Origin of the sequence: Microbispora sp. GKU 823, assembly GCF_002027145.1 — a bacterium.
Lineage (GTDB): Bacteria > Actinomycetota > Actinomycetes > Streptosporangiales > Streptosporangiaceae > Microbispora > Microbispora siamensis.
Genome location: NZ_MWJN01000118.1, coordinates 21,376 through 27,674 on the forward strand (window position 1 = coordinate 21,376; position 6,299 = coordinate 27,674).

Annotated in this window: 6 protein-coding genes; 5 read left to right on the forward strand and 1 reads right to left on the reverse strand. The window is 67.2% G+C overall.

Annotated features, from left to right (window positions below; translation table 11 throughout):
* The first annotated feature begins 102 nt into the window (after positions 1-102).
* The 4 genes from B1L11_RS38200 to B1L11_RS38215 all read left to right on the forward strand — a co-directional run bounded on the left by B1L11_RS38200 (position 103) and on the right by B1L11_RS38215 (position 5,242).
* Positions 103-483 (forward strand): hypothetical protein, encoded by a 381-nt coding sequence (locus B1L11_RS38200; RefSeq protein ID WP_143737846.1) that lies wholly within the window; start codon positions 103-105, stop codon positions 481-483.
* The gene (locus B1L11_RS38205) at positions 470-886 is read left to right on the forward strand and encodes a hypothetical protein (protein WP_143737847.1); all 417 of its coding nucleotides are present in this window, start codon (positions 470-472) and stop codon (positions 884-886) included. The genes B1L11_RS38200 and B1L11_RS38205 overlap by 14 nt, the downstream gene beginning before the upstream one ends.
* Before the next feature lie 104 nt (positions 887-990).
* A complete protein-coding gene (locus B1L11_RS47465; RefSeq protein WP_179155514.1) occupies positions 991-1,158 on the forward strand; it encodes a hypothetical protein in 168 nt (55 codons plus the stop codon).
* 73 nt (positions 1,159-1,231) lie between these two features.
* Positions 1,232-5,242 carry a hypothetical protein gene (locus B1L11_RS38215; protein ID WP_143737848.1) on the forward strand — a complete coding sequence of 1,337 codons (4,011 nt, stop codon included), beginning with the start codon at positions 1,232-1,234 and terminating at the stop codon, positions 5,240-5,242.
* A gap of 332 nt (positions 5,243-5,574) precedes the next feature.
* On the opposite strand, the gene B1L11_RS38220 is transcribed toward B1L11_RS38215, so the two are convergent.
* On the reverse strand, positions 5,575-5,760 hold the full coding sequence (locus tag B1L11_RS38220; protein ID WP_079320123.1) for a hypothetical protein: 186 nt from the start codon (positions 5,758-5,760) through the stop codon (positions 5,575-5,577).
* 95 nt (positions 5,761-5,855) lie between these two features.
* Here B1L11_RS38220 and B1L11_RS38225 point away from each other — a divergent pair, with 95 nt between their 5' ends.
* Entirely contained in the window at positions 5,856-6,107 is a 252-nt protein-coding gene (locus B1L11_RS38225) for a GntR family transcriptional regulator (protein WP_179155515.1), read from the forward strand.
* Positions 6,108-6,299 lie beyond the last annotated feature (192 nt).

The window sequence follows — 6,299 nt, forward strand, 5'->3', positions numbered from 1 at the left end:
CCTCTGACCTGCGGAAACGCACGGAGACCGCGAAGGAGGTCTCCGTCCGGTGCCGCATTGCCGAGGGGTCGTTTTTTCAAGATCAGTTAGGAGGTGGCGAGCTTGGCAGAGGTGCCTGAGGACCTCGGCGAGGCGGGGCGTGCCCTGTTCTCCCAGGTGGTCGATGAGTTCGACCTGGAGTTGCCTGAGCTGGTCATGCTCGCCGAGACCGCGCGGACCCTCGACGAGCTGGTCACCATCCGGAACGAGCTCGCGAGTAGCAAGCCGATCGTGACCGGCTCGACCGGCCAGCCGAAGGTCAACCCGCTGTTCGCCGAGGCGAGAGCGCATCGGCTGCTGTTGGCGAAGCTGCTCGGCGAGCTGGCGTTGCCTGCCGAGGAGGAGGAGAAGGGCAGGACGCCGGCGCAGAAGCAGGCCGCGGAGGCGGCGAATGTCCGCTGGGCTTTGGAGCGGGAGAGGTGGGGCCGCCGTGGCACGGCGTAAGAAGGCGGCAGCTACGGCGGAACACCCCTCAGAAGCTCCGGAGTGGCTGTTCCACTTCCGCTATGCGGAGTGGGTAGAGGGCTGTTCACCTGGCAACCCGGACCCCGACACGGCTGGTCGGCCCTACATGGGCTCACTGGAGCTGTACGAGAAGGGCCGACGCCGCTGGCATGCCGCGGTCGTGGATTGGCTGGCCGAACGCGACCTTTTCATGTGGGACCACCGCATGCCCTCGGGCGGCTACAGCGAGCTGAAGGAGCTTGAGCGGGACCAGCCATGGCGGGTGGTGGCGAATGACTGGCAGGCGGACGCAGACATGATGCGTGAGCGGGCCGCGCTGGTCATGGCCGCTTACGGCGGTGCCGCGAACGCGAAGGGGCAGCGGTTCGACCAGGACGACTAGCTGTGATCACGGACCCCCCGGATTCGTACACAACAAATTCCATCTCCCCGCTGGTCTCTATCGAGGCACGTCGGCGGGGGTCAGCCCGCATGGGGGTGCGTGCTTTGAGTGATGAAGAGGCGGCTGTGGCCGTGCTGCTTGAGGCGTTCGGGGGGCTGTCCGACGAGCAGCTCGGCTTTGTGCTCTATACGGGCGTGGCGACGATGGCGGCGCGTTCTGGCGTGTCGTTCGGCGACGTGCTCGACGCGCTGCGGGCGGTGCACCATGGCTGAACGGTCCATCAGCACTCGCCTTACGTTGAAGATCAGTGACTTTCTCGCGGGTAGCCGGAAGGTTCAGCAGGACTTGTCGGGGCTGGCGCGGAAGTTCAGCGAGACGGCAGGCTTCGCGGCCGGATTCCGAAAGAAGCTTGAGGACGCGACGAAGCGGATCCCGAAGATCGAGCTTGACGCGAACTCGACGCCGGCCGAGGTCAAAATCGCTGAGCTGCGTAAGCGGTTGGAGACCCTGCGGGACAAGAAAGTCGGCGTCGACATAGACGCCGGCGCGGCCCTGGCTGAGATGCATGTGATTCAGCGCGAGCTCGCATCCATCGATGACCGTGAGGTCAGTTTCGACGTGCGGGCCGGGATCAGTGGCGCGATGGCGGAACTCGCCGCCGTCGATGCGGAGATTGCCCGGCTCGACGGGCAGGACGCCCAGGTCCGTGTCAACGCGGACATTTCGGGGGCGATGCGCGGGATCGCCACGGTCAGTTCTGCTCTGGCTGCTCTTGCCGCCGGGCCGGCGCTGGTGTCGATCGGCGCTGTTGGTGCTGGTCTTGGTGCTGCTTTCGGTGCCGCGGGCGCTGGTGCTGCCGGGTTTGCCGCGGTCGCTATCCCGGCGCTGGGGCGCGTCAATAAGGCGCTGCAGCAGCAGCAGTCCGCGGCCGGTGGCGCCGGCGGGGCGGTGCAGAGTCTGGCGCAGCAGCAGGCCCAGGCCGCTCAGCAGGCGCTCTCGTTGGCTCAGGCGCAGGAGCGTGTCCGGCGGGCCAACGAGGGCGTCAGGGACGCCGCTAGGGGCGTCGTACAGGCGCAGGACGACGTCAAGCGGGCTCAGCAGGCCGTGGCTCAGGCCTCCGCCGATGGCGCCGCCCGGGTGGCCGACGCAGTCCGCAGGGTCTCCGACGCCGAAAGGCAGCACACCGACGCGGTACGCGCCGCAAGGGATGCTCAAGAGGCGCTGAACGACGCCCGTAAGCAGGCCACCCGCGACCTGGAAGACCTCGCGGACCGGCTGACGGACACGAAGCTGGACCAGCGGCAGGCCGCACTCGACCTCGCCGACGCACAGAAGCAACTCGAAGCAACGAAGGCGAACCCGAAGTCGACTGCCGCCGACATCGAGCGGGCGACCATCGCCTACGAGAGGTCGCAGCAGCGAGTTAAGGAGTTGGCGACTGCTGTCGAGCGGCTGACCGCCGACAAGGCGGAGGCCGACCGTAAGGGTGTCGAGGGCAGCGACGTCGTCAAATCCGCCCAGGAGCGCCTGGCCGACGCCAACCAGCGGGTTGCCGATTCGCAGCAGGCCATCGCGGATGCGCAGCGCGGTGTGGCAGAGGCGCAGACCCAGGCAGCGCGCGACGTCGCGGCGGCGCAGGACCGCGTGGCCGCGGCGCAGGAGCGCCTGCTCGACGCCCAGCGCCGCTACAGCGACGCCCAGCGCGACGCCATCACCGCCGAAAAGCAGCTCCGGCTGGAGCGGCTGCAGCAGAAGGCAGCCCTCGAAAAGGTCGGCGGTGCCGCCGGCGGGGCCGCGTCGAAGATGTCGGACCTGAACCAGCGGGAGAAGGATCTCGCGAAGGACGTTCAGGGCTTCAAAGATGCCTACGTCGACTGGCAACGTACCCTCGAATCGGACGTCTTCCCCGCGATCACAGGCGGCATGGACTTGATCGAGTCCCAGCTCCCCCGGATCTCCCCGCTGGTGCGGACCGCCGGGCAGTCGTTCCAGATCCTCGAGGCGGACGCCGCCAAGGCGCTCAAGGCCCCGTTCTGGAGCAAGTTCCTCTTCGATCTCGACACGGCAATGCCCACGGCCATCGTCGGCCTGGGCCACACCGCGGGGAACGTCTTCACTGGCATGGCCGGCATCCTCGACGCGTTCCTGCCGCACGCTGGCGACGTCGTCACGGCACTGGAGAAGGGCTCGCAGCGGTTCGCGGACTGGGGCATGAAGCTGAAGGACTCCCCGGAGTGGGCGGAGTTCGTGGCGTTCGTCAAGCGTGAAGCTCCCATCGTCGCCCAGCTCATCGAGGACATCGCCACCAGTGGCGGCCACATCGTGTCCGGCCTGGCGCCGCTCGGCGTCTCCGCCCTGGACGGACTCGCGCTGATCGCGAAGCTCACCAAGAACATGGATCCTGACACCCTGCAGCTTGTCGCGGTGGGGATCGGGGCGATCTACAGCGCGATCAAGGTCGGCGGGGCGGTCAACAAGGGCGTCGAGCTGATCAGCGGCCTCCGCACAAAGATCGACGACACAGGCAAGGCTGCGGCCGGCGCCCGCGGCAAGCTCGCAGGGTTCACCAGCAGCGTGTCAGGCATCGGGGTGAAGGCCGGTATCGCATCGGCTGGCCTGCTCATCCTCGGCGAGAAGTTCGCCTCCATTGAGCAGTCGGCCGACCGCTACGCCGAGAAGACAGCCGCGCTTGGCGGGGACGACCTGGCGAAGGAGATCGCCGCGGTCAACGCCGAGTTGGAGAAGCAGAAGGACAAGATCGGCTGGGCGATCTTCGGGAAACTGCACTTCAGCCAGGCGTCGGCGGATGCGGCCAACCGCGCTGAGTCCCTGGAAAAGAAGCTCGCTGACCTGAAGCACCAGCAAGAGCTGGAGGCAATCAAGGCGAAGGCCGCCGGCGACGCCACCGGAACGATGGGCGACCAGATCGCCAACGCCCGCAAGGCCGTCGACGATATGAACAAGTCGTTCGACACCTTCAGCGCCCGCACTGACGCGGCGCAGGCGTTGCAGGGCCTGAAGAAGGACTACGACGACGTCAAGAAGGCGATCAGCGACGCCAACGGGCAGCTCGACGTCTCCAAGGCGAAGACGGACGCGCAGAGGGACGCGATCATCCTGGCCCGCGAGAAGTTCGTCGGGTACATCCAGAACGTTCGGGACACTGCCGACGCCCAGGCGAAGGCGTCGGGCAAGACGTTCGACGCGACGAAGACCATCCTTGAGCAGCTGCCGCACATGGTGTCGCTGGCGGGTAAGAACCGCGAGGCGCGCGAGCAGGTGCTCCTGCTGGCCCAGGCGTACGGCATCTCCCGCGATGACGCGATCAAGGCGGCCAAGGGTGGCAAGGATCTGCAGGATGTCCTGGCCAAGCTCAAGTCCAAGTCCATCAGGGTCGAGGCGAACACGCAGCCGGCGCTGGACACGATCAACCAGCTCATCCGCACCGTGGACGGCAAGACCATCCGCATCGGTGTGGACGTCCGCAGCGAGCAGCAGGAGTTCGGGGCGCAGAAGTCCAAGGCCAACGAGGCTGGTGCGATCGAGCGGTATGCCTCGGGTGGGCTGCGATCCACACCGCCGAACGTGGCCGCGCGGCCGACGATTCTGTATGGCGAGGGCAGGGCGCCGGAGGCGTTCATCCCGTACGAGATGCAGTACCGGCAGCGGGCGACCGAACTCCTGTCGCAGGTCGCCGCCGACTTCGGTATGCAACTGGTGCCCGCACGCGGGGTGCTGGAGTCCGTGGGCGCGGCATCGTCGTTGATCTCATCCCAGATGGGGCAGGCCACCGCCACCCTGTCGGACACCCTGGGCGAGTCGGGGTCGGTGACCTCCCGCATCGCCGCGCTGAGTGATGCGACTACGGGCGTGTCGACAACGGTCGGGGAGTCGCTCACCAACATGACCGTGGTCGTAAAGGACTCCGCAGGGAAGCTCGACAAGACGGTGTCCACCACGGCCACGGCCATGAGCAAGTCGATCGCCCTGCTGAAGCAGCAGATCGCCAGCCTGGAGGCGGCGCTGGCCAAGGCCCAGTCCGCGTCGAAGACGACCAGCGGCAGCGGTTCCGGGTCCACGAAGTCGGCGTCAACGTCGAAGTCGAAGACGACTGGCACGGCCAGCGGCGACCTCAAGCAGGCGAAGAAGTCCACGCCGAAGGCCGGCTACATCGAGCCAGCAGGGCCGACGAAGTCGTCGAGCGGCGGCCTGATCGAGGGATCCGCGGGCGGGTCGATGGTCTCCGCCCACTCGGGCGGAGTGACCGTGAACTTCAACGACACGGTGATCCGCGAGACCGCCGACGTGGACGTCATGACTGAGCGCATGACCATGCGGCTGAACGCCTACGGCTGACATGGAGAGGCCCCGCCGCGCTGCCTCTGCCAGGTGCGCGGCGGGGCCTCGTCTGCGGGTGATCCCGCCGCCTAACCCCCTCAGGTCTGCGGCGGGACCACGTCGAGCCCCCGCCTACCGCCCCGAACCGGCAGGCGGGGAGTCTGTGGGGGCGCTAGCCGAGGGCGGCTTCATCGGCTCGTGTGGCCCGTACGTCTGCAGCCCGTGAGGCTGGCCTGGGCACTCGTACTCCTCACAGCCCGACGAGTGCTTCAGGTAGGCGAACCAGATACTGGGTCCGTAGATCGTGTCGTTGGGCCAAATTGCCTCGCCGCAGTGCTGGCACCTGATGATCACCTCCACACCTCGGCGGTCGCCCAGGTGTGAACGATCCGGACGACGACAGCGCGTCGCTCGAGCGCCTCGAACGTCGGGGCGGTGATCTGCCGACCGCTCGCCAGGTGCAGCGCATGCCACCCGGCGAGGTCTTGCCACGGTTGGCTGAACTCGGGCAGCTCAGATGCGGTTGAGGGGGTCACACCAGCAAGGTATTGCTCTTGACTACCCCTGTCTACCCCTGTGGGTGGGCAGAGGTGACAGAGGACCCACCATGGCGCCTGAATACCGTCACGACGTGTTCAAGTTCGAGCCTGACCGGCCCAAATGGGAGCAGATCGCCGACGTGATTCGTCAACGGATCGCATCGGGCGAGTACGGCCCCAAGTTCTTGATCTCTGAGCTGTCCCTTGTGGAGGAGTTCGGCGTCGCGCGGGACACGGTCCGCAAGACGATGACCGCCCTCAGGGACGAGGGACTCATCTACACGGTGCGCGGGCTCGGCTCGTTCGTGTCGCCGCCGGCCGACGAGGAGACCCGCGAAGGGTAGGCGACACCGCCCACCCGGGCCACTGTTACCAAGATCGGCGTAACAGTTACGGGGCACTGTTCCGCCCTATCGGGCCTGCTCCCCCTTAAGGACACGAGGCCGCACAGTTGCGGCGTAACAGTCCGCGGAACGACTGTGCGGTGGCTCGCACGGCTCGGCGCCCACATGTTGCAGCTCCCCTTTCGCGCGAGG